The sequence below is a fragment of the Bryocella elongata genome (assembly GCF_900108185.1).
GTDB lineage: Bacteria > Acidobacteriota > Terriglobia > Terriglobales > Acidobacteriaceae > Granulicella > Granulicella elongata.
Map to the genome: position 1 here is coordinate 33055 of NZ_FNVA01000004.1, position 21647 is coordinate 54701.

The following is a 21647-nucleotide window of genomic DNA, read 5'->3' on the forward strand; positions in this document are numbered from 1 at the left end:
GCTCCTGACGCTATAGCGTGGCGGTGGTCGAGGGATTGTGCGCTGGGTCAGCGAGAAGCTGCAGCAGCTCGCCTTCGGCGACCACCTTGCCGTCGAAGAGATGAATCTGCCGCTGCGCGTGGGCGGCGAAGCGCGGATCGTGCGTGACCATGCATATGGTCGATCCTTCCGCATGCAGCTCCTGCAGCAGCTTCATCACAGCTTCCCCATTCTTGGAGTCGAGGTTGCCGGTGGGCTCGTCGGCGAGAAGGATTGAGGGCGAACCACTGAGCGCTCGCGCTACAGCGACACGCTGCTGCTGGCCGCCAGAGAGCTGTGCCGGATAGTGCCGCGTTCGATGCGCCATGTGCACGCGCTCCAGCGAGTTCATCACGCGCTCCTTCCGTTCGGCCGTGGACATGCCGGAGCGATACGTCAGCGGAAGCTCGACGTTCTCGAAGACCGTCAGGTCGCCGATGAGATTGAAGCTCTGAAAGATGAAGCCGATCTCCTGATTACGGATGCGGGAGCGCGCGGCAAAGTCGAGGTTCGCGACCTCCTTGCCGTTCAACGTGTAACGTCCGCCCGTGGGTGTATCGAGCAGCCCGAGGATCGACAGCAGCGTCGACTTGCCGCAGCCGGACGGTCCCGACATCGCCACGTACTCGCCACGGGCAATGTCGAGATGAATGCCCGAGAGCGCATGGGTCTCGATCTCGTCGGTGTAAAAGACCTTGGTGAGCTCCTCGATGTGGATGAGACTCTCGGATTCCGTGATGGCCATAAAGATTCCTTTCTGAGCAGCTGCGTCTATGGGTTCTGGAGGCGGACCTGTTGTGTGGAGTCCCAGCGAGACATGTCGGAGAGGATGACGGTATCTCCCGCGTTCAGGCCTTCGATGACCTGGATGCTGTTCACTGAGGCGCGTCCTACCTTCACCGGCACTCGTGTCGCGGTCTTGCCGTCGGACGAGACGCGGAAGAGGGAGATGGTTGAGTTCTCGTTGCCAAAGGCGGGGCGTCCAACATAGAGCACATTACTCAGTCGATCCAGGTCGATCGTCCCGTCTACGGAGAGGTCGGGCCGTGCTCCCTGCGGCAACGTTCCGGTCAGTTCGACATCCACCGTGACGGTGCCGTTCTGTACGGCCGGATCGATGCGTGTGACCTTGCCATCGATGACGCCGTTATGCGTGTCGATCTCGGCAGGCTGGCCGATCTGGATGTCGCGTGCCTGGGTCTCCGCGATCTTCAACGAAGCCTTCAGCTGGTCCGGCTGCACCACCTTGGCGAGCGTTGTCCCGATCGCGACGTGTTCTCCCACCTGGTGCGGAAGATCGACCAGTACACCGGAGATGCCGGCGCGAACGCTGAGTGCATCCTGTTGCTTCTGCCGGAGCATGAGGATCGCTTCGGCCTGTTGCACCTTGGACTGCTGCACCGCGAGTTGTGTTGCGATGGCCTTGCGGTTGAGGTCGAGGCGCTGCCCCTCGAGCTCATTGCGTTGCCCCAGTTCATCGGCCTTACCCTTGGACGCGCTGTAAGCGAGGCCGCTGATGACGCCGAGGTCATAGAGACTCTTGTCCGTTTGCGCCTGCAACTGGGCCTGTTTCTGGTCGGCGCCCACGGTTGCTGCACCGGCACGCTGCGTCATCAGGTCGCTCTGGAGACGAGCCTCGGTGTTCTTGTAGTCAGCCTGCGCCGCCTGCAGCTGGAGCTTCGCATCGAGCAGCTGTTGCTGTAACTCAGGATCGACGAGATCCATCACCACCGAATCCGGCTCGACGCGAGCGCCTGGGAGCACCCGGATTCGAACGACCGTCGCTTCGGTCTCTGCCGGGATGAGGCGAATGCGGTCCTCACGCGGGACAAGCGTACCGGGTCCGCGAACCTGGCGCACCAGGGAACCACGCTTGACGGTGTCGGTCCAGACGGCCGCATCCACCGTCGGGATGGCAGGCTTGAGCCGCATGAGGAGAAAGGCAGCCAATGCAAGGGCCGCAATGCCGGCCGCGGCCAGCGCAAGATTTCGCCGCATCTTTTTCTTGCGAAGATCAGGTCGTGAGATGTCCATTGCTTATAGTGAAGAGCACGCAGGCTGCCAGAACTCTCACCGCTCATGCTTCTTACAAGTCAACGACTTAGCTCGTGGGGGCAAGCTCCCACGCGTTCGAAGGCGAACAGCAGTGTTCGGAAATGGACAGGCATTCGAAACCTGGTCATCAAGGGCGATGTTGCCGTCGAGCATCTCATTGCCCGGCGAAATGAGTTGTCCTGAAAACAAACCCACGTGAACGCAACGCGTAAGACAGATCCCTGATGGTCGAGGACAAAAAGGGGGAACGCTGGTGGCGTGGTGGCCCGGGCAGGAGTCCAACCGGTGAGCTTCGCGATAGCAGCCCAAGGACTCTCGCGCGACTGATACTCCCCGGCAGTGCACCTGGATTTCCGAGCACTTGCAGGCATCTGCGGGTGGCAATGGCCATTCGGGTTCTAAGGAACTCGGCAGGCGCAAACGATTGCGTCTCCTGCCCTTGTAAATCAGCCTTTAGAACTGCTGTCCATTGGGCACCAGAAATGCCCCCAAAGCCCTCTGAATTACATCGCAGCCCAACCAGCGAAAGAAACGGGCAGATCATGGAGTCGACGCATCTACGAAATAGCCAAGGCAAGCCTCGATTCTCAATAAAACAACCGATGTTGTTCAGGGCAAGCATTCCCAGGTATGCTCGAGAATTTTTCGTTTGCACTTCTCTCGAAATGAAAACCTGGGGTCTAAATCGTGTGAATTCAAGTGGTGGAATCTGGAACTTGGCGCTCGTTTTACCCCGCGCATGTTGCTATTGAGCACAGACTACCTGTGTGAGCCAAATCATTCTCCCGCTATGCTTGGCTGCATCTCTCACTTCGTATCCGCAAGATGACTCTTCGCAGAACTTGCGACTTGCATCTTGACAGCCGAGCAGGACGTAGGTAAATTCCAGCCTATGGCACGTAACTCCAACATGCTTTGTTGTCCGTCGCACATTGCTGTCGGCGGATGCGGGTTTGTGTCCTACTGTTCCTGAAAAGGAATACTCATCGTTCCCAACGGTGATCGATCGCCCGCTCGCCACTCTGGCTTGAGCGGGTTTTTTGTGAATCGCGACCTTGTGACGCGCGCTTTCCGATGGCCCTGCTCGCGCGGGCGGATTCGGGTGCGTACTCCCCTGCGCACCTGCCCTCCTTATCAGTTGAAAGAGACAGGTCGATTGTCGTGATGAAGATCGAATGGCATGGCCGGGGATGGTTCTCCGGATCGCAATGGGCACGATCCTCAGGGTCGCAAAGGGCATTGCTGCAATCGCCGCGCGCGGTGCTGTTTGCGCTGGCGTGGAGCGGGTTGTCGCTGGCTGCGGTGTGGGCGGTGCATCATGCCGGGGCGCAGATTGCGGTGCGCAACCAGGGCTATGTGCCCTTCAGCGAAGCACCGATCAACTACCGGTCCGAGGATCTGCATGATCCTGTGGCGAAGCTGCAGCAGCGGCTCAACGACGGGAAGGCCACGCTGGCCTATGAGCCGCAGTTCGGCTATCTGCGCTCGGTGCTGAAGCAGCTGAACGTGCCGGTGGAGTCGCAGACGCTGGTGTTCTCGAAGACCAGCTTTCAGTACAAGAAGATTTCTCCTGACCATCCGCGTGCGTTGTACTTCAACGACGACGTGTATGTGGGCAAGGTGCATGACGGCAAGGCGATCGAGATCGTGTCATTCGATCCGGTGCAGGGCGCGATCTTCTACCTCCTGGATGAGCACCAGTCGGAGCATCCGGTGTTTCAGCGTGCGGAGCTGGACTGCACGCAATGCCACATCGCCGCGGGGACGCGGGGAGTACCGGGTGTGCTGCTGCGGTCGATCTATCCGACCGAGACAGGGACGCTGGCGAGTGACTCGCGCTCGTACATCACTGACCAGGAGAGCCCGCTGTCAGAGCGTTGGGGCGGATGGTATGTGACGGGTGTGAAGCAGGGCCATGCAGGGCTGGCGAACGCGGTGGTGCCGCAGGGCAGCGGCGATCAAGCGGCTGCGAGCGCGCCGGAGCTGCACCTGGCAGCGCTGGGAAAGAACGCGTTCGATGAGGCGAGTTATCTCTCCAACAGCAGCGATGTGGTGGCGCACCTGGTGCTGGCCCATCAGACGCAGATGCACAACCTGATTACGCTGACGAACTATCGCACGCGCATTGCGCTGTACAACGCAGCCAAGCGCGAAGGCGCGACGGACCCAAGCGCGGTGGTGCTGAACGACGGCGACCGCGAGCAGTTTGAGCGGCCAGCGGAGCAGCTGCTTCGCTACCTCCTGTTCACCAAGGAAGCTTCGCTGGCAGAGGGTGGTGCGGCGATTGATCCGCACTCTTCGTTTGCGAAGGAGTTCGCTGCACAGGGTTTGCGTGACGCGCATGGGCGGTCATTGCGCGACTTCGATCTGCGTACACGCACCTTCCGCTATCCCTGCAGCTACCTGATCTATTCGGAGTCCTTCGACGAGCTTCCCGAGCCGGCGAAGAGCTATGTGTATCACCGCTTGTTCCTGGTGCTTACGGGCCAGGACCAAAGTGAGGCCTTTGCGTCCCTCACCGAGCAGGACCGCAGCAACGTATTCGAGATCCTCCTCGCGACCAAGCCTGGTCTGCCAGAGGAGTGGAAGACCTACGCGAAGGCCAACCATCTTCGTGTCCGCCTGGCGCAGTCGCGCGCCCGCCCAAGCCGGCAGGGATAAGCGCTTACCCAAGCTTCACCAACCCCGAAAGGAAGGCAACATGAAACGCATCTTCCGCAGTGCGGGCCTCGCGGCCCTCGGTACAGGACTTCTTGCCGGCGCAGCGGCCGCGCAATCGACTCATAGCGCAACATCCGTGGACGGCCGCTGGGACGCGGCGCTGACGCGCAACGGCGTGAGCGTACCGTTCCGGCTGGACATCGAAGGCGATGGCCCAACGCTTCGCGGCGTGCTGTATGACGGTTTTCAACCGTATGAGCACACCACGTCGGCGACGTTCCAGGATGGCAACCTGACGTTGCGTATCGACCACTACCTGACGACGATCAATGCAAGCCTGCAGGGCGACAAGCTGGTGGGCGGTATCGGGTACCAGGCGCGTTCGGCGAACGTGGACTATGAGTTCAGCGCGACGCGTCATGTGGATGCGGCCGTGACGGAGTCGAAGGCGCCGTCGATCGCGGGATCGTGGATCATACCGCTGGATCGTCCTTCGGCGAAGGGTGAGAAGGCGTTCCACTTCATCGTGGAGCAGCGTGGCACCGAGGTGGCTGCGTCGATCCTGCGTGTGGATGGCGACACGGGGTCGTATAGCGGCAGCTTCCACGACGGCAAGTGGGTGTTGAGCCACTATGACGGCTCGAGGCCCGGTGTGATCGAGGTGACACCGAACAGCGACGGCACGCTGCAGGTGAAGCAGCTGAGCTTCAACCCTCAGGCTGAGAATACGAAGCCTCAGGACAATGCGTACACCGTTGCTGAGGCTGACAGCCGGTACTCATCGAACCTGGTTGCGTACCGTGCCGAGGTGGCGAAGGCCAAGGGACTGCCGGAGCCTGAGAACTACCTGGCGCACACCACGGTGCGCGATACGCATGAGGCCTTCGCGTTCAACTTCCCGGATGTGAACGGCAAGGCGGTGTCGAACGACGATCCGCGCTTCAAGGGCAAGGTGGTGCTGGCGATTGTGACCGGCACGTGGTGCCCGAACTGCCACGATGAAGCGCAGTATCTTGTCCAGCTCGACAAGAAGTACCGGGACAAGGGGCTGGCCATCGTCGCGCTGGACTTCGAAGAGCCGGAGCAGCAGGCGAGCCTGGAGCGCGAGAAGGCGTTCGTGAAGCAGTATGGCGTGGAGTACACCTACTTGATCGCGGGTGCGCCTTCCGACATGTGGGAGAAGGTGCCGCAGCTGGTGAACCTGAACACGTGGCCGGCGACGGTGTTCGTGGGGCGCGATGGCCGCGTGCGTGCGGTGCATTCGGGCTTTGCTTCACCGGCGAGCGGAGAGTTCCATCGCGACCTGGAGAAGGAGTTCACGGCGCAGATCGAGCAGCTGTTGAGTGAGACGCAGCAACAGGCGGCGGCAGTGAACATCGTTCCGCCGTCGGTTACGCCAGCGAAGGCGGGCGAGTAAGCAGCGCCGATCCATTCCTCCGGGCCACCAGGCGATAGAACGGCGCGGCCCGCACCGGTACAGCTCCGGTGCGGGCTGCGCTGAGCAAAGAAGACGAAGTAGATGGAGAAGACCATGAATCGCAAGATCACGATGTCGTGTTGCAGCTCTCCCACATGCACGAAGAAGGCTTTGCCGGAGCAGAAGCCAATCGAGAAGCAGGAGTCATCGCGCGCCCGGAACCGGCGCATCGTGAAGGAGAGAGGTTATGCATCAGCAAGGAACGGAAGCCGCACTGGGAATCACACGCCGTAGTTTTCTGCGCGGCGGCGCGCTGACTGCGCTGGGTCTGCCAACGCTGAGAGGCAGCTCCGAGATCACGCGCAACGCGCAGGTCAGCTTCAAGCCGAGCGCGGATTTGCTGGCTGCGTCGGTGCAGACGGCGAGCTGGGTGCGCAGCGCGGAGCGCCGCACGCCGCAGGGGAGCTTCTGGCTGCCGGAGCCGGATCATCCGGAGAAGCTCGCCACGATCTCACCGGCACAGGGTTTGTACAGCGGCAGCGCGGGCACGCTGCTGTTCTTCCTGCAGCTGGCGAAGGCCACGCAGGACCGCTCGTACCTGGAGGATGCGAAGCGCGCGGCGGACTATCTTGCGTCGACGTGGCGCGAGGGCGATGAGGCGGCGCAGCTTCCTGCAGCGCGGCGGTACTCGTTCTACAACGGCCTTGCGGGCACGGCCTTCGCGCTTACAGAGACATGGAAGGCCACGGGCGATGCGCGCTACAAGGACGCTGCGATTGCCATCACGGACAAGCTGGTGGAGGCGGCGCAGCCGGCGGGTGCAGGGATTGCGTGGTCTAGCTCGCCGGGTGTTGGAGCCGATGGCGGCGTGGTGCTGTACCTGCTCTACGCGGCGAATGCGCTGGAGCGCGGAGACTATCGCATCGTGGCGAAGAAGGCCGGCGAGCGGATTGCGGAGCTGGGCGAACGGAGCCCGCAGGGAGGTACGCAGTGGCGTGGCGGACCACCGCCGAAGGGCTTGCCTGCGGACACGTACTTTCCTAACTTCGAGATGGGAACAGCAGGGATTGCGTATGTGTTGGCGAGGCTGTTCGAAGAGACGGGCGATGCACGTTACCTCGATGCAGCGAAGAGTGGAGCGGAGCACCTGCAGAACATCGCGGTGGTGGACCATGACAGCGCGTTGATTCCGTATCGTCTGCCGGACCTGGCGAACATCTACTACCTGGGTTTCTGCCATGGGCCTGCGGGATCGGCGCGGCTGTTCTATCAGCTGCATAAGATCACGAAGCAGGATGCCTATCTTGAGTGGACGGAGAGGCTGGCGCATGGCGTGATTCGCAGCGGGATTCCGGACACGCAGACGCCGGGCTACTGGAACGTGGTGTGCCAGTGCTGCGGCTCGGCGGGTGTGACGGACTTCTTCCTGGGGCTGTGGGCCGCGACGGGCAAGGATGAGTATTATGCCTTCGCCAACAAGGTGGCGGAGCAGACGCTGGGGCAGCATTCGAACCTGGATGGCAAGGGCTATCGCTGGTACCAGGCATGGACAAGGGTGAAGCCGTGGGACGTGAACGCGGAGACGGGGTACTCGATCGGCGCATCGGGCGTGGGATCCGCGTTGCTGCATGCGGCGCTGGCGCAGCAGGGGAGATATGAGGCTATCGTGCTGCCGGACAATCCCTTTCCCGCGAGCCGGCATGAAGATCTCGAAGCAGCACGGCGGCCCATTGAGCTTGAGTTCTTACCTTGAGGTTTCAGTTGGGCGAAGCTGACTTCCGCATTTCGTGCGGGATGAAGGAGCGCCTCTAGGGCTGCCGTCACGAGACGCCCTAGGTCCGCGGCAGCCGCCAACATCTATCAACCCGATATGAGGACAATCCGATGATTCGCACTGCCCATGTTCTACGTTCCATCACATGCGCTGCGGCGCTGCTGGTTCCTGCCATCGTTGCCAGCGCTGAGACGTTGCACTTCAAAGCGGAGCTCAAAGGAGCTTCGGAGGTTCCGGCGAAGGACAGCCCAGGGACGGGTACGCTCACCGCGACGCTGGATACGACGACCAACGAGTTCAAGTATCACGTGGAGTACAGCGGGCTGACGGGCCCGGTGGTGGCGGCGCACTTCCACGGCCCGGCAGTGGCGGGTGCGAACGCGCGGCCCACAGTGCCGGTGAAGATCAGCCCGATTGCCAGCCCCATCGACGGCACCGCGACGCTCACGCCGGAGCAGATCAAGGACCTGGAGGACGGCAAGTGGTACTTCAACCTTCACACCAGTGCGAATCCTTCCGGAGAGGTTCGCGGGCAGGTGCAGAAGAGTGAAGAGTAGCAACGCTGGATTCGTGTGGGCCGGGTTGGCCTTTGCGGCAGCACTTGCTGCTGTGAAGGCTCCCGGCGCCGTGGTGTATGGAGCGCAGTCTGCGGCTGCAGCAGAGAGCACGGTGCGCAACCTGAAGGTGCTGCCGAAGGACATCTCGCCCGTGGAGCTGAACCGGTTGATGCTGCAGTACAAGCAGGGGTTGGGCGTGCCCTGCGGGTACTGCCATGCGGAGACCCAGGAGGGAAGGCCGGATTATGCCTCGGACGAGAACCCGATCAAAGAGACGGCGCGGGTGATGATCGGCATGACGCGGGACATCAACGAGACGTATCTCGCGAAGGTGGGGGACCGCCGGTACGCGGACCCGATTACCTGCGGCAACTGTCACCAGGGGCTGCCGCATCCGCCGGTGTTTACGCCCAAGGCGCAGTAAGCCGCGGGCCTAGGTGAGCGTGCTGCAAGCGTGCTGCGAGGAGATGAGCCTCCGTCCTCGCAGCATTATTCCGTTTCCATGAATGCAGACCCCGGTAAGGAACCGAACCTCGAATGACCGCACGTGCTCTAAGGATTGTCGTCGTTACGCTCGCTGTTGGGAGCCCGTTACTTGTCGCGCAGGGGCCTGCGCCGCAACCTGTGCAATGGAAGGTTGTGCGTGCTGAACGCGGCGCGGGCGGGGCCAGCACGTTCCGTGTCGAGCTCGCGGGCAGCGTTACGCCGGGATGGCACGTCTACGCGCAGCAGGAGCCGGAGAACGGGCCGATACCCTTGCGTGTTGCGGTTGAGGACAGCAGCCGTGCGGAGATCATCGGCACGATCGGCGGAACAGCGCCGACGCGACGCACCGACCCAAGCTTCGAGCTGGAGACCGAGGTGTACCTGAGCGACTTCACGCTGGTGGTGCCGGTTCGATGGAAGCACGAACCGGACACCGGCGGGCCCATCGTACTCAACGTGCGCTACCAGGCGTGCAACGACCACACATGCCTGCCTCCGCGGACGGTCCATCTCTCTGTGCCGCCGAGCTGAGTGGAGGCAGGCGAAGGCCAGCGATGTGGCCAGCTACTTGGGGATGATGGAAGTTGTCGCGGGATGATCGGGTGTGGGACGGGGCGGCAGCGGGGTGAGCGGGGTCTTGCCCTGCGAGCCGTCCATGTCTGCCGGAGCGCTGCTGCGGTGCAGGGCGGCGAACTCCTTGTTCTCGGCTTCGAGCTCGGCCGGGGAGCCATCCACGGAGCCTGGGACGATCCTCGGGCGCGGCTGCGCAGTAAGTGTCTCTTCGTCGGGCGAGTAGCAGGGTGTGATGGTGCAGGGCTTCTCGTTGGTCTTGGTGACGCCGAGAAAGTTGTGGTTGTAGTCGGCCGAGGAAGGCACGAGATAGAAGGTGACGGTTTGCGCGAAGTAACTCTCATCCGTTGTGGGGATGATCCGCGTGGCGTCCGAGCGGAGATAGTGCACGAGATACCACTTGGTGTTGACGGCGCGGTAGGCGGAGAGATCTTCGAGGCGCACATCGAAGCCGGTGGCGTCTTCCTCTTCGCGGCCGGAGCCGTTGCCGGTGAGCTCATGGTCCTTGGCGGGGTCCTTGACGCCGACGAGGACCAGCTTGCGATCCGCACTTGCCTTCAAGCGCTCGGCGGCTTCTTTCAGGCACGGCAGCGCGCTGTTTTCGATGCGTGCGGGACGGCGTGCGTCCTTGTCGAAGGCGATGGAGCAGACCTCGTCTACACCGGCGGGGGGCGCGGGTTTCTGATGTGCCTGGGCCAACGATGGCGTGGTGACGGCGAGGGCTAGCAGGAAGGGAAGCATTGCGAACGGGTTCTTCGCGGAATGTTTGATCTCGAATTTCATTGAGGTCTCTCTTCGTTATGTTGCGGAGGCAGCTTGATACGGTTCCACCGCTGTGAGCCGCACAAGCGCACGGCTTGCAGCGATGGGAGCGTGTCTACTGCGGAATCGATGTCACCGCAGGATGATCCTTGGTGGGCGGCGGAGGCAAGGGAGTCAGCTTGTCGAAGCCGCGCTGTCCATCGGCGCCGATCTTGCCGGGGCCGGGCCCGAGGTGCGGAGCGTCCACGTTGTCTTCTGAGCAGGAGTATTCGTGCACCTCATCGCCGGGCTTACCCAGCAGCCAGGTGCGTTGGTAGTGGACGGGCTCGGTGTAGAACTTGGAGTCGTTGACGACCATCTCGAGATGCAGGTGGCCGGCATCGGGGCGGGTCCAGCGCTCGAGGACATGCTGCGCGTCGCTGTGGGGATTGGCGTTCTCGTCGGCCCAGGTGCGCTCCTGCTTGAAGCCGGTGGAGTCGATGACGAAGGTGTCGCCATCCCAGGAGCCGATCTCTTCGCCGAAGAACGAAGGGTCGGGATCGTCGCTGTGCTTGCTGCCATCAAAGGGCACGAGGCGATAGGTGGTGTACCAGTAGAGGAAGACGGCGTGGTCCTGGCCCTGCAGCAGCTGGAAGGGAAGGCCGCTGGCGTTGTGGCGCGGCAGACCACCGACGATGCAGAGCGCTTCGGGGTCGACGGTGTGCTCGACGTTGTACTTGTGGGCCTTTTCGCCGGCCGGGGTGAAGGGCAGCTTGTAGCCGGGGAAGTCCTTACCGAGATTGCCGACGGGCTTGTCGGCGGGTGCATGCGAAGGGACCCAGTAACCGGAGAGATCGGGGTGTTCGCCGAGACGCGGCGCAGGGCCCTTGGGTAGATCGGCTTCGCTGCGGGAGAAGGGCGAGTTGGAGCGGCCGGTCTCATCGGTGGCGGCCTTGGCGGGCTCCTGCGCATGGATGGCACAGGAGAGCAAAAGTGCAAGCGCGGCTGCGAACGCAGGAGCGCCGAAGTGTGGCTTGAGCCTCAAGCGAAGATCCTTTCTATTCCGTCGAGGACCACACCGCCGCGCGGCGACGACATGCCAATAAAGGCACGCACGTCATCTCACAGATGCGGCAGTGAATGGCAGACGGGGCTTTGGGGGTGAGTGGAGGAGACATGCCGTCACTGCAAGGTGCAGTGAGCGTTCACGCGGTTGTGCTTAGCGACCGTCCTTAGCGACAGGAGCAGCAACAACAGCGGCGTGAACAACGCATCGTGGAGATGCAGGGCATTGCCAGAACGTAACGGATTGTGAGCAACGCGTCAAGCCCTGCGCTTGACATCGAGGGGCCACATGCCTACATTGCGAATATGCTCTTTCTCGCAGTCGCGTTTTGTTGTTGCTGTGCACTCCTCGCTGGAGTGGACGGCTTCGGTGCGCGTCCGGCTGTGAGGCGTGTGGTTCCTGCGATACGCAGGAGACCGCGCGCGTAAGCGGCTCGGCCGCAACACATCGAAGGCCCGCTCCACTCGGAGCGGGCCTTTTCGTTTGTCCCAAAGACTCTCCTGATCATTCAAGCCCTCAATTCTTACAAAGGAACTGACATGAAAGCCAAGTTCGCGATGTATCCGCTTGCCGTAGCCGCACTGATCTCTGCAGTGCCTGCTTACGCGCATCATTCCTTCGCCGCCGAGTTTGACGGCACCAAGCCCACTCGCCTGGTCGGCAAGATTACGCGTGTGGAGTGGACGAATCCGCATTCATACTTCTACGTGGACGTCATCGACCCGAAGGGAGGCAAGTCAACGAACTGGGGTTGCGAGGGCGCTGGCCCTGGCGCACTCAGCCGCCGCGGATGGAAGAAGGGTGATCTCAAGATCGGCGACCAGATCGTCGTCGATGGTTACCGCGCGAAGGACGGGTCGCATCTCATCGATGCTCGTCGCGTGACCTTCCCTGACGGCCGTTCCGTGTACGGCGGAAGCCCCGGTGATGGTGGCCCTGGCGACAACGGCACGGATCAGGGCAACCTCCCTGGCTCAAACAAGAAGAGCTAGGATTTGCTGGCTGCCGGCGTCGTCTCTCCTGCGGCGCCGGCGATTTTTCCCCATGGTGTTTCTCTCGATGACCGAACCCATTCTCAAGCATGTCTGCCAGGTCTTCTACGACTCGCACTTTGGCACCGCCATCCGTGAGTCCGACAACTCGTTCTCCATCATTGAGTCGGTGCATGTGCTGGCTATCACGCTGCTGGTGGGGACTATCTCGATCCTCGATCTCCGCATGCTTGGTCTGGTTCTGTGTGAGATTCCTGTGACGCGCATCGCACGCGCCGTCTTCCCCTTTACATGGGCGGGCTTCGGTGTGATGTTCGTGAGCGGGTTTCTGCTGTTCTGGGCGGAAGCTGCAAAGAACTACGTGAATCCCGCCTTCCGCGTGAAGGTGATCCTGCTGCTTCTGGTTGGCTTGAATCCGCTTCTCTTCCACACGTCCGTGTACCGGCGAGTGACCGAATGGGAGCACGAACATCGCTCGCCGTGGAGAGCACGTGCGGCGGCGCTTGCCTCGCTCACGTTATGGAGCGGGGTCATCGTCGCTGGACGGGCCATCGCGTACTTCTAACGCCGCTACAGGAAGGATTGTTTTGCTTTCACCGCAGCATTGGTTCACGGCCCTGGCGCAGTCTGCGCTTGGACACTACATGCAGACGAGCCAATGGGCCTTCGCGATTACGGAGATGGTCCACCTGCTCGCACTCGCTGCGCTCGGCGGCTCGGTGCTCTTCATTGACCTCAGGCTGCTTGGCGTGGTGCTCAAGAAGGAATCAGCCGCGGGGATCAGCCGAGACCTGGGACGTATCCTGCTCGTGAGCCTTACCGTGATGATCGTATCCGGCATAGGCCTGCTTTCGGAGGAGGCGATGAAGTGCTACTTCAGTCCTGCCTTCCGTTGGAAGATGGCCCTGCTGGCTGCGTCCGTGGTGTTCTACTTCACGTTGCATCGGCGAGCCGTGCAGCTTGCTGCAACCGGCGCCGCTGATTTGTGGCAGCGCACGATCGCAGTCATCTCGCTCACACTTTGGCTTGGAGTGGGTGTTGCCGGGCGGGCCATCGGTCTTGTATGACTCGCTTGCGGAGAGCACGAGGGAATGGCATTACCGGAATTGGTCGAAATGACCATAAATCGGCGTGGCTCTTCTCGGCGAGGGCGAGCTTGCGCAACACCGAGGGGCGGTGGGGCGCAGTTTCCTGCTTCGGAAGGTGGTTGTAGGTGTGATGCCGTTTCTCTTCGGCTGCTCTCAAATTATGTAAGTCATCGGGCAGGAGAAACAAGTCGATTGGGAGCGCCTTGGACATACCCTGTCTGGAGCCGCTGAAATAATTTTCGCCATTCGCACGTCACGACGCCGCCAGAGCACAGTGCATCGCTTTCCCAGCGAGCCGGATTTGCCGAAGTCGAGATTGCAATGAGTGTCGGGCCGTACGCCCAGATCACCACCAACCGACGGGCGTCTGAGTCCCGCGCCACCGTGGAGTTCTCGAGGGCCTGATGCTCTCATCGCCCCCCTTGTCGATCCTGTTCGCAGACATTGACAACTTCGAGCCGCGTAACGAATTGCAAGGTCGTGCGGCCGGGGATGCTGCCCTCAGGACGATCGGCGCAGTCCTGAACTCTGCAATCCGTGTGACTGAGCTTGCGCCAATCTTGCGGAGAGGAATTCGCATTCCTGTTGTCCAACATGTCTGCGGAGGCGCGATGGAGCTAGCGGTTCGAGTTTCGTCTACGTTGCGCCAAGCTGAGCACGGCCCGTTAACCCTTAACGGTAAGCATCGGGATCGCAACACTTGACGATCGCGCAGGCTCGACGGAAGCGCTGATTTCATTTGCCGATGCGGCAATGTACGCTGCGAAGGGAAACAGGAAAGATTGTGCCCTGCATCGCGTTGCGCTGCTTGTGAGCGCTTCACGGCCTGTCGCGCAGCATCCGATTCCAACGTATCCGATGATATTCAGACAAGGCGCGAATCTGCAGCGCGAAACAGATGACATCACTTTCCGTGGTACTCGGAATTGCGCAGATCCGAGCTTAAATCAACACACTCAGTGGGGCTTTCCTCGAACGGATCTGGGTCTGTCAATTCGTGTCTTCATCGCTGCTCCCGCTAGGGAGATCCGTCGCTCCCATGATCGTCTCCGTCTCGCGAATCTGGGGGCTCTAGCGCCGTTCGACGAACTGCGCTACTCTCGGGGTGCGGGAGCCGAGCTGATCCTCGCTATTCAATAACCGGATCGAACTATGCCCCAAGCTCAGATGTGTCCCGATTGTGGAACGAGTGGCGCAGTGCGATCACGACGCCGATTCTACGAGAGAATTCTCTTCTTTCTGAAGCCATTTCGTTGCCCTGGATGCGACCGCCGCTTCTACGTTCGAGATGCGAGTTGAATCGCCCGAGCGCGCGCGAACCCAGCTCGAGCGTCTCTCCCTGAAGCCGATCGGTGTTCCGGGCGTGCTCTTCGGCCGTGATCTCGATCCCCATCGCGGCTCGACCGTTGGGGAGCTTCTGCATGAAGGCAATCAGGTGCGTGCTCGGCTTCAGCGAGGCCCTGGCGACTTAAGCTAACGCCGAAGTGGGGAGCTTGCATGCAGCCCGTAGCCTTCTCCGCGCGAACGGCTGCCTCAGGATTTCCGGAGATCTGTTGCGAGTGCTATCGTCTTGTGCGATGGCACCAACTGCAAAGAACGCGCTGAAGCCACTGAAAGCAAGGAACGCGATGTATTGCGGGGTCTTACTTGTCTCGGTCTTCTTTGCCTTCGGGGCAGTAGGTCAGCAGACCGCGGACTCTGCCTTCAGTGCGGGGCAGGCTGCCCAGGCGCGCGGTGACCGCACCGGAGCCGCGCGCCAGTTTGATCTGGCCGTGAGGCTGTACTCCCAGATGGAGTCGCAAGCTGAAGTGCAGCATCGGTCGCTTCGGGGTGACACCTTACAGCGCTACGCCTTTGCTTTGGCGATGCTTGGCCGCTCGGATGAAGCGACCAGGGAGATGAAGGCTGCCTCCGCCGCCGACCCGAATAATGCGACCCTGCATGACAGCGTTGGCTCTCTCTACGCCCAGCAGCGAAAGTGGGCGCAAGCGCAGGTGGAGTTCGCAGCGGCCTCGCACCTGATGCCTGCAAACGCTGAGATGCACCTTCACCTGGGGCTGGCGATGCGAGCGCAAGGTCAGGCCGTCGGGCTCAAGGAGATAGAGCGAGCCTCGAAGCTGGATCCAGCCAATGACGCCATTGCCCTGCAGTATGGACTCGCTCTGTCTGCATCGGGGGACGATGCCCAGGCGATCCCGGTTCTCCGCAAACTTCAGGCCAAGGATCCTGCGAATATCGAGCTCATGTACGCACTCGCTCTGTCATTGCAGCGGACAGACCGAGCGGTGGAGGCAGTCGCTCTGTTTCAGAAGGTTGTCAAAGCACAGCCTGGCAACGCGGATGCAATGACAAACCTAGGCATGGGCCTGGCCCAGGAACGCCGCGCCAGGGAAGCTGTGCCGATTCTGCAGCGTGCTGTGGCCCTTGCGCCCCAGAACGTGACCGCGAGGGAAGATCTGGCTGCAGCGTATGTGCAGTTGAACCAGTTTGGGGACGCGGTTACGGAATTGCAGCGCGCCCTTCGACTCGCTCCGGAGATGTCGCAGCTGCATTACGATCTGGGGCTTGCCTACAAGATGGAAGACGATGCCATGCACGCAACTCCAGAGCTGGAGCGAGCGGAAGCGCTCAACCCCAGGGCTCCGGAAGCACCGCTGGCGCTGGGAATGCTCTATATGCAGGCGGGACGTTACGCGGACGCTGCACGGGAGTTGCAGACTTCTCTCGCAATGCGGCCGCAGAACGGCGATTGCTGGGCCACCCTGGGCAGTGTGTACATCAAGCTCGACAAGCTTTCCGACGCCGAGCTGGCGCTGCACAAGGCGATCGCGCAACTGCCGAAGCAACCGGACCCTCATCTCACTCTGGCCTCGGTGTATGCCAAGGAAGGCAAGAGCGCGGACGCCGTGGCCGAGCGCAAGCTGGCCGCAGAGTTGATGCGGACCAACATGAACCGTCAGCGCGCGGAGGTGGCGACACACTCTGGGGAATCGCTGCTGAAAGGCGGTGACGCGGCCGGCGCGGTGGTGCAATTCAAGGATGCACTGGGATTCGATTCCAACTATAAGGCTGCACATGAAGGACTTGCCCGAGCCTATGACGCACAGGGGAAGCGGTCTGATGCCGCTGCCGAGCGGGCCAGGGCGAAAAGCTCTTCGGAGACTTTCTAGCTGACATGACAGTTCGCCCAGATGGGCGTGTACATCTTCATGACAGCCTCGCTATAATCCGCACCGATGCTGAAGCCAGGACAAGGTCGTGTTCGCAGGTACACGCTGGCGTTGGCCTTGGGAGCCGGTCTTAGCATGCTGGTGTGGTCGAGCGCTTCGAGGCTGCGCATCGCACACGCCGCTGAAGATCCTGTCACAAAGCAACAGACCGAGCGCAAGGTTTACGCCGACGGCGTGCGACAGACCTATCTCTACATCGCTGCAGGCGCCTCCGAAGCGGTGTATGGAAAGGGCAAGCTGGCGTTGCCTGGCAATGCCGCGATAGAAGGCGGCGACTTCATCCCATCGACGGCCTTCCCGACGGCAGAGTACTGCGGACATTGCCATCAGGAGGCGTACGCGCAATGGCGGCAGGCGCTTCATTCGAACTCGTTCCGGACGCCGTTTTATCGGACCAGCGTCAACCTGCTGATTCACGAGAAGGGCATTGCCTTTGCGCGGCACTGCGACAGCTGCCACAACCCCATCGCGGTTGTTTCAGGATCTCTGGACGCTCATGCCACGGCGGACAGGAGCTTTGACCGCGATGGCCTGACCTGCATGACCTGCCACTCGATTCAACAGGTGGACAGCAAGCTTGGCAACGGCAGTTACGTGCTGGGCGTCCCGGCAGTGATGGTGGATGCGGATGGGAAGCGCATCCCCGGCATGGTGCCCGATGCGGAGATCCTTGCTCACCTGGATCGTCACTCCCAGGCGGTGATGCAGAAGATCTATCAATCGCCGGAGTTCTGCTCCGCGTGCCACAAGGCGAACCTGCCCGTGATGCTGAACGACTACAAGTGGATCAGAGCCTTCAGCGCGTACGACGAATGGCAGGGCTCGAAGTATTCCAAGCAAAATCCTCTGGTCTTCTACACGGCGGACTACACGACGTGTCAGGGCTGCCACATGAAGCGTGAGGCCATCATGCTGCGGGAGCCAGGCGCGAAGCGAGGCATGTTTACATCGCACCGTTGGCTTGCCGGAAACACCGCCGTTCCCTTCTACATGGGATTCGACGAGCAGCTGAAGCGGACGACCGAGTTCCTGCAGTCCGGCAACTTTCTCAACGTGGATATCTTTGGGATGAAGACCTCCGGGACGGATGCATTGCAGGCGCCGCTCGGATCTGTTCCGTTCAAGGTCGATCCCGCGAAGACGCTGGAGACCTACGTGGTCATCCAGAGCAAGGCGATCGGCCACTCATTGATCCCCGAGGTGCGTGATCTCTATGAAGCCTGGGTCTCCTTCAAGGTCACCGACGCGAAAGGAAAGACGGTTTACGAGAGCGGCTACCTGCGGCCGGATGGAACGCTCGAACCTGGCGCGCATAGCTTCACGAATCGACCGGTGAACTCGGCCGGTGACTTTGTGGACAACCACAGGGTCTGGACGATCCACTCGGTTGCCTACGATAACTCGATTCCGGCAGGGCGCTCGACCCTGGTGCGGTACCGCTTCCGAGTTCCGGACGGGGTGCAGTGGCCCATCACCGTGAGGGCTGCGGTCGAATACAGGCACCTGCGCCAGAGCTATCTGAACAATGTTCTTGGGGAGGGCCACCCTGCGTACCCGGTCGTCGAAGTGACCTCGCGCAGCCGAGTGATCAACGCTGGAGACAACAGCGTGACGCCGGCGCTGGCGACCGACAATCCTGACTGGATGCGCTGGAACAACCTTGGCATATCGTATTTGGATCAATTGCAGTACGCGGAGGCTATGGATGCGTTTGAGCACGTAACCAGGCTCCGGCCCGACTACAAGGATGGCTTCATCAACCTTGGTCTCAATGACATCGAGTGGGAGAAATATGCCGACGCCCGGGCGCCTCTTGAGAAGGCACTCGCGCTGGCCCCGCACGATGCGCGAGCGCTCTACTACCTGGCGCTGGTGGAACGTCGCGGGCACCACCCGGAGCAGGCGATCGCAGATCTCGAAGAGGTGCTGTCGCAGTATCCGCGGGCACGTGACGCATTGCGGGAGTTGGGCATCAGCTACTACCAGCAACATCGCGCCGAAGAGGCCGTGGCGACGTTCAAGAGATTACAGAACGTTGATCCGGACGACCTTGCTGCTCACTATAACTTGGCGGTGCTCTATCGGCGACTCGGGATGAAAGCCGAGGCGCAAAAGGAATCCGCCCAGTATGCGATGAAGTGGATCGATCCCGGGGCACCGACGTACTCCCTGGAGTATCTGCGCAAGCATCCCGAAATCTCCAATGAAAGCGTGCCATGGCATGTCCACGCCGATGACGCGCACGAAATGAGCACCGCCAAGGCAGGAGCCCAGTGATTGAACAGAACCGCAGGAGCTTTCTCAAGTCACTGAGTCGAACGGCCCTGGTACTGCCATTTGCGGATGTTCTCGCGCTTGCAGCTCCTCCTCAGCAGCAGGCTCCGATCAAGGTGGGTCCCCAGGAGCGGAGCTACGATGCGAGGCCTGCGCCGCCGCCAACGAGTGGGCCCAAGTCTCCCATCGAAGGCACACCGCTCGGGATTAGCTTCGTGGACGTGGCGGCTAGTTCTGGCCTGAAGCTGGAGACCATCTACGGCGGAAAGTTCACCAACAAGTACCTGCTCGAAACGACCGGCTGCGGGTTGGCCTTCTACGACTACGACAACGATGGCTGGCAGGATCTGTTCCTCGTCAATGGATGGCGGCTCGAGGGCTTCCCGGAGGGCAAGGAACCGAGATGCCATCTGTTCAAGAACAACCGTGATGGCACCTTCACCGACGTCACGGCGGGCTCAGGGCTTGAGCACAAGACTGGCTGGGGACAAGCGTGTTGTGTCGGGGACTACAACAACGACGGCAACGACGATCTCTTCGTTACCTACTACGGACAAAACGTGCTGTATCGCAATAACGGAAATGGCACCTTTACTGACGTCACGGCGAATGCTGGACTCTTGCAGCCCGGCCCGAAGATCCGTTGGAACACAGGCTGCACCTTTGTGGACTACAACAAGGATGGGCACCTGGATCTCTTCGTCGCCAACTACGTGGACTTCGACCTGAAAACAGCGCCCAAGCCGGAGGACGGCCCCTGCACCTACAAAGGGATGCTCGTGGCCTGTGGTCCGCCGGGGCTGCCGGGTGGACGCAACATCCTCTATCGCAACAACGGTGATGGCACCTTTACCGATGTCAGCGAGAAGTCCGGTATGTGGACCGCGATCGGTACCTACGGCCTAAGCGTCGCGGCTTCGGACCTGGATAACGATGGCTGGCCGGACATCTATGTCGCCAACGATTCCGCTCCCGCGACGCTCTACCAGAATCAGCATGACGGCACCTTCAAGGACATTGCGATCGAAGCCGGAGCCGCGCTCTCAGCGGAGGCCAAGCCGCAGGCTGGCATGGGTGTTTCTATTGGGGACTACAACCGCGACGGCAACATGGATGTCGTGAAGACGAACTTTGCAGGCGATACCGACTCCCTCTACACCAACCTCGGCGAGGCCGTCTTCGAAGACCACACGTATCCTGGAGGACTTGGCGAAAACACGCGTCTTCTTGGATGGGGAGTCGGGTTCTTCGACATGGATAACGATGGCTGGCCGGACATTCTGATGTCGAACGGTCACGTCTACCCCGAGGTCGACAAGTCCAAGGCCGACCTGAAGTATGCGGAGCATAAATACCTCTACCGGAACCTGCAGAACGGGCGGTTTGAGGATGTCACGCTGCAAGGCGGCCCAGGCATCCTGGAGGACGCACCTGCGCGCGGTTGTGCCTTCGGGGACTACGACAACGATGGCGACATTGACGTCGTCGTGAACTGCATCAACTCGGTGCCTCAGCTGCTTCGTTGCGACTCAACTCTCAATCGAAACTGGATCAAGATCAAGCTGGTTGGAACAAAGTCGAATCGCACCGGCATCGGGAGTCGCGTGATCGTGACCGCAAAGACGCAGGCTGCCGCAGCGAAGCCTCTCCAGCAGACCGACGAGCTGCGCAGTGGTGGAAGCTACTTCTCGCAGAACGATCTCCGCATGCACTTCGGACTGGGAGAGGCGAAGACGGTTGATATGGTCGAGATCCGCTGGCTTAGCGGACAAGTGGATAAGCTGACAGGCCTTCAGGCCAATCATCTCTACGTGATTCAGGAGGGCGGAAAGATCCTGTCGAGCGGTCCCCTGACACCTGCAGCGCGTGCTCATGACGGAAAGTCCACGGAGAAGACATCCTAGTGTGGCGACTCTGCCTGCTCGTGCTGCTGCTCCCGCTCTGTGCCCAGGCGCATGCGCAAGCAGCCTGCCCCTGGATGACGAACGGTACCGCCGCCAAGGCGTTAGGAGGAGATGTAACCGTCATCGTGCGCGTCTCGGGGGGAGCGGGCACATGCGACTTCCTGCGGGACGCAGGAAAGGGCTCCGAAGGACGCACGCCTGAAGAGAGTGATCGGCTCATGATTCAGGTAAGCCCACTGCCGCCGAAGGAATGTGTCACCGGAGAGCCCGTCGTCGGCATCGGGGAAGATTCCCTGTACTGCACGAGTACCTTTGACGGCATGCAACGTGAGATCATCCGCGGGCGGGTCAGGGAGACTTACTTCGTCGTAATCCTGTCCTCGGACACGAAGGGTGCCACTTCCAGAACCACCGCACGAGCCAACCTGGAGCAAGCCGCGGAACAGATCGCTGGCAACCTGTTTTGAGCCCTCTCCGCTGAAAGCTGCCCCCCCTCGTAGTTCATGTCGAGGAGGTATCTGGTGAGTTTCAAGTTCCATCAAGAGGTTGTTTTCCGCCATCGTGGGCCTATATGCCGGACTCCCCCGATCCTTGTGACTGTCGTTGTTCCCCTCTGGTGCCAACACGAGCGCCAAACCCTCTCGCTTGCTGATCTGCAGAATGAGATTGCACACGCAGCCAGTCAAACTTGCGCGCTAAGGCACTCGCTACCGGGTGGATGTTCGGGCTTAGGCTTTGATCGAGGAGTTTGCTGAAATGAGGGTGGTCTTCGATGCCTCGAATGACCCGGCGAATCTCTCCCCGCTTCTCCAGT

The 21647-nt window shown here is 61.1% G+C and carries 19 protein-coding genes; 14 read left to right on the forward strand and 5 right to left on the reverse strand.

Going from position 1 to position 21647, the window contains the following annotated elements; all coding sequences use genetic code 11:
* Nucleotides 1-10: 10 nt before the first annotated feature.
* Both C4S68_RS12075 and C4S68_RS12080 read right to left on the reverse strand, forming a co-directional pair.
* Nucleotides 11-763, reverse strand: a complete 753-nt coding sequence (locus C4S68_RS12075) for an ABC transporter ATP-binding protein (protein WP_103933349.1) — start codon at nt 761-763, stop codon at nt 11-13.
* Nucleotides 764-789: 26 nt separating this feature from the next.
* The gene (locus C4S68_RS12080; RefSeq protein WP_103933350.1) at nt 790-2052 is read right to left on the reverse strand and encodes an efflux RND transporter periplasmic adaptor subunit; all 1263 of its coding nucleotides are present in this window, start codon (nt 2050-2052) and stop codon (nt 790-792) included.
* A gap of 1182 nt (nt 2053-3234) precedes the next feature.
* On the opposite strand from C4S68_RS12080, the gene C4S68_RS23200 reads away from it, so the two are divergent.
* The 6 genes from C4S68_RS23200 (at nt 3235) to C4S68_RS12105 (ending at nt 9499) form a co-directional block, all read left to right on the forward strand.
* On the forward strand, nt 3235-4734 hold the full coding sequence (locus tag C4S68_RS23200; protein ID WP_160115123.1) for a hypothetical protein: 1500 nt from the start codon (nt 3235-3237) through the stop codon (nt 4732-4734).
* A gap of 40 nt (nt 4735-4774) precedes the next feature.
* The gene (locus tag C4S68_RS12085) at nt 4775-6151 is read left to right on the forward strand and encodes a TlpA family protein disulfide reductase (RefSeq protein WP_160115124.1); all 1377 of its coding nucleotides are present in this window, start codon (nt 4775-4777) and stop codon (nt 6149-6151) included.
* 247 nt (nt 6152-6398) lie between these two features.
* Nucleotides 6399-7904: a lanthionine synthetase LanC family protein gene (locus tag C4S68_RS12090; protein WP_103933352.1), complete on the forward strand. Its 1506-nt coding sequence runs from the start codon at nt 6399-6401 to the stop codon at nt 7902-7904.
* Between the two features lie 131 nt (nt 7905-8035).
* Nucleotides 8036-8482, forward strand: coding sequence for a CHRD domain-containing protein (locus C4S68_RS12095; RefSeq protein ID WP_103933353.1), 447 nt, complete (start codon nt 8036-8038; stop codon nt 8480-8482).
* Entirely contained in the window at nt 8472-8906 is a 435-nt protein-coding gene (locus C4S68_RS12100; protein WP_160115125.1) for a c-type cytochrome, read from the forward strand. The genes C4S68_RS12095 and C4S68_RS12100 overlap by 11 nt, the downstream gene beginning before the upstream one ends.
* A gap of 113 nt (nt 8907-9019) precedes the next feature.
* Nucleotides 9020-9499 (forward strand): protein-disulfide reductase DsbD domain-containing protein, encoded by a 480-nt coding sequence (locus C4S68_RS12105; RefSeq protein WP_103933355.1) that lies wholly within the window; start codon nt 9020-9022, stop codon nt 9497-9499.
* A gap of 33 nt (nt 9500-9532) precedes the next feature.
* Here C4S68_RS12105 and C4S68_RS12110 read toward each other — a convergent pair whose 3' ends face one another.
* Both C4S68_RS12110 and C4S68_RS12115 read right to left on the reverse strand, forming a co-directional pair.
* Nucleotides 9533-10321 carry a hypothetical protein gene (locus C4S68_RS12110; protein ID WP_103933356.1) on the reverse strand — a complete coding sequence of 263 codons (789 nt, stop codon included), beginning with the start codon at nt 10319-10321 and terminating at the stop codon, nt 9533-9535.
* Nucleotides 10322-10415: 94 nt separating this feature from the next.
* Entirely contained in the window at nt 10416-11324 is a 909-nt protein-coding gene (locus tag C4S68_RS12115) for a hypothetical protein (RefSeq protein WP_103933357.1), read from the reverse strand.
* A gap of 560 nt (nt 11325-11884) precedes the next feature.
* On the opposite strand from C4S68_RS12115, the gene C4S68_RS12120 reads away from it, so the two are divergent.
* The 4 genes from C4S68_RS12120 (at nt 11885) to C4S68_RS23955 (ending at nt 14129) form a co-directional block, all read left to right on the forward strand.
* Nucleotides 11885-12337: a DUF6152 family protein gene (locus C4S68_RS12120; RefSeq protein WP_103933358.1), complete on the forward strand. Its 453-nt coding sequence runs from the start codon at nt 11885-11887 to the stop codon at nt 12335-12337.
* Between the two features lie 67 nt (nt 12338-12404).
* A complete protein-coding gene (locus tag C4S68_RS12125) occupies nt 12405-12902 on the forward strand; it encodes a DUF6644 family protein (RefSeq protein ID WP_146072129.1) in 498 nt (165 codons plus the stop codon).
* 22 nt (nt 12903-12924) lie between these two features.
* Complete coding sequence (locus C4S68_RS12130; protein ID WP_103933360.1) at nt 12925-13404, forward strand: DUF6644 family protein; 480 nt, start codon at nt 12925-12927, stop codon at nt 13402-13404.
* A gap of 425 nt (nt 13405-13829) precedes the next feature.
* Nucleotides 13830-14129 carry a diguanylate cyclase domain-containing protein gene (locus C4S68_RS23955; RefSeq protein ID WP_103933361.1) on the forward strand — a complete coding sequence of 100 codons (300 nt, stop codon included), beginning with the start codon at nt 13830-13832 and terminating at the stop codon, nt 14127-14129.
* A 446-nt stretch (nt 14130-14575) separates the two neighbouring features.
* On the opposite strand, the gene C4S68_RS22950 is transcribed toward C4S68_RS23955, so the two are convergent.
* Complete coding sequence (locus C4S68_RS22950) at nt 14576-14818, reverse strand: hypothetical protein (RefSeq protein ID WP_146072130.1); 243 nt, start codon at nt 14816-14818, stop codon at nt 14576-14578.
* 235 nt (nt 14819-15053) lie between these two features.
* Between C4S68_RS22950 and C4S68_RS12145 the strand changes: the two genes are divergently transcribed.
* The 4 genes from C4S68_RS12145 (at nt 15054) to C4S68_RS12160 (ending at nt 21300) form a co-directional block, all read left to right on the forward strand.
* On the forward strand, nt 15054-16595 hold the full coding sequence (locus C4S68_RS12145; RefSeq protein WP_160115126.1) for a tetratricopeptide repeat protein: 1542 nt from the start codon (nt 15054-15056) through the stop codon (nt 16593-16595).
* A 135-nt stretch (nt 16596-16730) separates the two neighbouring features.
* Nucleotides 16731-18932, forward strand: coding sequence for a tetratricopeptide repeat protein (locus C4S68_RS12150; protein ID WP_103933364.1), 2202 nt, complete (start codon nt 16731-16733; stop codon nt 18930-18932).
* Nucleotides 18932-20833, forward strand: a complete 1902-nt coding sequence (locus C4S68_RS12155) for a CRTAC1 family protein (RefSeq protein WP_103933710.1) — start codon at nt 18932-18934, stop codon at nt 20831-20833. Before C4S68_RS12150 ends, C4S68_RS12155 begins: the two co-directional genes overlap by 1 nt.
* Nucleotides 20834-20907: 74 nt before the next feature.
* Entirely contained in the window at nt 20908-21300 is a 393-nt protein-coding gene (locus C4S68_RS12160; RefSeq protein WP_146072131.1) for a hypothetical protein, read from the forward strand.
* Nucleotides 21301-21647: the final 347 nt, after the last annotated feature.

Bases quoted from the DNA above. Each gene is read 5' to 3' on its own strand.
- C4S68_RS12075 (WP_103933349.1), bottom strand. From the start codon at position 763: ATGGCCATCACGGAATCCGAGAGTCTCATCCACATCGAGGAGCTCACC.
- C4S68_RS12080 (WP_103933350.1), bottom strand. From the start codon at position 2,052: ATGGACATCTCACGACCTGATCTTCGCAAGAAAAAGATGCGGCGAAAT.
- C4S68_RS12085 (WP_160115124.1), top strand. From the start codon at position 4,775: ATGAAACGCATCTTCCGCAGTGCGGGCCTCGCGGCCCTCGGTACAGGA.
- C4S68_RS12090 (WP_103933352.1), top strand. From the start codon at position 6,399: ATGCATCAGCAAGGAACGGAAGCCGCACTGGGAATCACACGCCGTAGT.
- C4S68_RS12095 (WP_103933353.1), top strand. From the start codon at position 8,036: ATGATTCGCACTGCCCATGTTCTACGTTCCATCACATGCGCTGCGGCG.
- C4S68_RS12105 (WP_103933355.1), top strand. From the start codon at position 9,020: ATGACCGCACGTGCTCTAAGGATTGTCGTCGTTACGCTCGCTGTTGGG.
- C4S68_RS12110 (WP_103933356.1), bottom strand. From the start codon at position 10,321: ATGAAATTCGAGATCAAACATTCCGCGAAGAACCCGTTCGCAATGCTT.
- C4S68_RS12120 (WP_103933358.1), top strand. From the start codon at position 11,885: ATGAAAGCCAAGTTCGCGATGTATCCGCTTGCCGTAGCCGCACTGATC.
- C4S68_RS12125 (WP_146072129.1), top strand. From the start codon at position 12,405: ATGACCGAACCCATTCTCAAGCATGTCTGCCAGGTCTTCTACGACTCG.
- C4S68_RS23955 (WP_103933361.1), top strand. From the start codon at position 13,830: ATGCTCTCATCGCCCCCCTTGTCGATCCTGTTCGCAGACATTGACAAC.
- C4S68_RS22950 (WP_146072130.1), bottom strand. From the start codon at position 14,818: ATGGGGATCGAGATCACGGCCGAAGAGCACGCCCGGAACACCGATCGG.
- C4S68_RS12145 (WP_160115126.1), top strand. From the start codon at position 15,054: ATGTATTGCGGGGTCTTACTTGTCTCGGTCTTCTTTGCCTTCGGGGCA.
- C4S68_RS12150 (WP_103933364.1), top strand. From the start codon at position 16,731: ATGCTGGTGTGGTCGAGCGCTTCGAGGCTGCGCATCGCACACGCCGCT.
- C4S68_RS12160 (WP_146072131.1), top strand. From the start codon at position 20,908: ATGACGAACGGTACCGCCGCCAAGGCGTTAGGAGGAGATGTAACCGTC.